This window comes from Streptomyces niveiscabiei, assembly GCF_001419795.1.
Classification (GTDB): domain Bacteria; phylum Actinomycetota; class Actinomycetes; order Streptomycetales; family Streptomycetaceae; genus Streptomyces; species Streptomyces niveiscabiei.
Window position 1 is genome coordinate 1 of record NZ_LIRL01000399.1, and the last position, 3,298, is coordinate 3,298.

A 3,298-nucleotide genomic window follows, 5' to 3' on the forward strand; every position below is an offset into this window, starting at 1 on the left:
GCGGGCCAACGCCGCCTCGACCATGCCCACCGCGCCGTCGACGATCTCGCGCCGGGCCGCGACGACCGCGCCCGCCTGCTGCCGCTGAAGCATCGCGGAGGCGATCTCAGGAGCGTACGCGAGATGCGTGAAGCGCGACTCGATGATCTGGACACCGGCGGTGTCGACGCGCTCGCGCAGTTCGACGGCGAGCTTCTCGGTGATCTCCTCGGCGTTGCCGCGCAGCGAGAGGCCGCCCTCGTCGTGGGCGTCGTAGGGGTACTCGATGGCGATGTGCCGGACGGCCGCCTCGGTCTGCGTGGAGACGAACTCCTGGTAGTTGTCGACCTCGAAGCTGGCCTGCGCGGTGTCCTCGACCCGCCACACGACGACGGCGGCCAGCTCGATGGGGTTGCCGTACGCGTCGTTGACCTTCAGCACGGGCGTCTCGTGGTTGCGCACCCGCGTGGAGATCTTGGCCCGGGAGGAGAACGGGTTCACCCACCGCAGCCCGTCGTCCCGCAGCGTCCCCCGGTACCGGCCGAAGAGCTGCACGACGCGCGCCTCTCCCGGCGCGATCATGTTCAGCCCGCAGAGCGTGAAGAGCGCGGCCACGGCGATGACGATGCCGCCGACGATGAGTACGGCCTTGGCGGCGACGGCCGTGACGCCGGCCGCCGCGACCGCCGTACCGATGCCGCCGAACAGTCCGAGGAGCCCGAGCGACAGGGCGAGGCCGCCGCCGACGCTGTGCGCCGGGAACTCTCGTACCGGATTGTCCGTCATGGTCTGTTCGGTCATGGGTTGTCCCCCCGAGGTCACTAGCGTTGGTCTAGCTAAGTGATATCACTTTTTTGGCTCGCGGCAACCCTTGGGCGTTCGGAAGCGTCGAAAATGGTGGGGAGGAACGGGTGTGGCCCCGGGGGCCGTTGTGTCCGGGTGCTCAGTATCACGCCCGTAAGAGTCCGCATCGGCGGACCTTTGTCATAGAGAGCGATGTTAGTTTTCTGAGCTGACCTGCCGAGACGGAAGCGGAGCGAGCGGACTCATGGGACGAGCGGACGACAGACGTGCGCGACAGCGCGGTGGCCGCCGCGCGGCGCCCAGGGAACGCTCGGAGCGGGGGCCGGAGGCGCCGATACCGGCGGGCGCAGCCTCGGAGCCGATACCCGGCGGCCGGGCGGCGGCGCGCCGCGCGGCGCAAAAAAGCGGTAAGAAAAAGGACGGCCGCAGCTTCCTGCGCAGGATGTTCACCTGGAAGAAGATCCTGGGGACGTTCCTCGGGGTGTGCCTCCTGACCATCGGCACCTTCATCGTCGCGTACATGATGATCGGGATCCCGGAGGGGAACGCCGACGCGCTGAAGCAGAGCAACGTCATCCGCTACAGCGACGGCACGATCCTCGCCCGCGACGGCGACCTCAACCGCGAGAACGTCTCCCTCGCCAAGATCCCCAAGGACGTCCAGCGCACCTTCGTCGCCGCCGAGAACAAGACCTTCTACCAGGACTCCGGCATCGACCTGAAGGGCACCGCCCGAGGCATCCTCAACACCGTCGCCGGGCGCGGCGCGCAGGGCGGCTCGACCATCACCCAGCAGTACGTCAAGAACTACTACCTCACCCAGGAACAGACGGTCACCCGCAAGCTCCAGGAGATCGTCATCTCCCTGAAGCTGGACCGCCAGAAGTCCAAGGACTACATCCTGGAGGGGTACATCAACACCAGCTACTACGGCCGTGGCGCGTACGGCATCCAGGCCGCCGCCCAGGCGTACTACCACGTCGACGCCGACCGCCTCTCCGTCGAACAGGGCGCCTACCTCGCCGCCCTCCTCCAGGCCCCCAGCCAGTACGACTGGGCGGCGGCCACCCCGACCGGCAAGAAGCTCGTCCAGGCCCGCTGGAACTACGTCCTGGACAACATGGTCGGCCAGAAGTGGCTGGACAAGACCAAGCGCGACGCCATGAAGTTCCCGATCCCGCTCGAACCCAAGCCGGCCGCCGGCAACAAGGGCCAGGTCGGCTACCTCGTCGACGCGGCGAAGAAGGAACTCTCCCGGCAGCTCGTCGCCACCGGCCGGGCCGCCAACCGGTCCGAGGCCGACGCCCTGATCGTCCGCGGCGGCTGGACCATCACCCTCAACATCGACAAGAAGAAGCAGGCGGCCCTCGAAGCGTCCGTCAAGGAGCAGCTCACCAGCAAGCTCGACCCGAAGAAACGCTCCGTGGACGGCGACGTCCAGGCCGGGGCCGCGTCCGTGGACCCGAAGACCGGGAAGGTCGTCGCGATGTACGGGGGCACGGACTACCTGGAGCACTACCTCAACAACGCGACCCGCACCGACTACCAGCCGGCGTCCACCTTCAAGCCCGTCATCCTCGCCGCCGCCCTCGCGCACGACGCGAAGACGCAGGACGGCGACACGATCAACGTGAACTCCATCTACGACGGCACCAGCAAGCGTCCCGTCGTCGGCAGCGCGATCGGCTTCGCGCCGGAGAACGAGGACGACGAGGACTACGGCCCGGTCACCATCCAGACGGCGATGAACAAGTCCATCAACTCCGTGTTCGCCCAGCTCGGCGTGGACGTCGGCATGGACAAGGTGATGGAGACGGCCAAGGCGCTGGGCATGGACACCACCGACCTCAAGGCCGTCCCCGCGCAGACCCTCGGCACGATGGGCGCGAGCCCGCTCCAGATGGCCGGCGTGTACGCCACCCTCGACAACCACGGCCGGAAGGTCACCCCGGCGATCATCGAGGAGGCCGAGTCCTCCACGATGACCATCAAGCCGGACCCGATCGGCGAACAGGTCATCACCCGCGAGGCCGCCGACACGGTCACCTCCGTCCTGACCGGCGTGGTCGACGACGGTACGGCCAAGACGTCCGTACGGGACAACCCCAACCGCGACGGCCAGAAGGTCGCGGGCAAGACGGGTACGTCCGACGACAACAAGTCCGCCTGGTTCACGGCCTATACGCCGGACCTGGTGACGTCGGTGGGTCTCTTTGGTGAGTCCGCGAAGAACCACAACCAGGTCTCCCTGACCGGCGCGACCGGGCTCATCCCCGGCAAGGGCCGTATCAACGGTGGTGGTTACCCGGCGCAGATCTGGGCCGACTACACGTTCGGCGTCTCCTCCAAGGTCTCCAAGTTCGAGTTGCAGACCACGCAGGGCGCGGCCGTCCAGCCGACGGTCACGGCGAGCCCGTCGCCGAGTCCCTCCCCGACCCCGAGCAACTCGCCCTCGCCGTCGCCGTCCCCGAGCAAGTCCCCGTCGCCGTCCCCGACTCCGACCCCCACGAACTCG

The 3,298-nt window shown here is 68.0% G+C and carries 2 protein-coding genes; one reads left to right on the forward strand and one right to left on the reverse strand.

Annotated features, from left to right (window positions below; translation table 11 throughout):
- On the reverse strand, positions 1–780 hold a 780-nt coding region (locus AOK24_RS19765), incomplete at its 3' end, for an SPFH domain-containing protein (RefSeq protein ID WP_055721394.1).
- A 247-nt stretch (positions 781–1,027) separates the two neighbouring features.
- Here AOK24_RS19765 and AOK24_RS19770 point away from each other — a divergent pair.
- On the forward strand, positions 1,028–3,298 hold a 2,271-nt coding region (locus AOK24_RS19770), incomplete at its 3' end, for a transglycosylase domain-containing protein (RefSeq protein WP_055721395.1).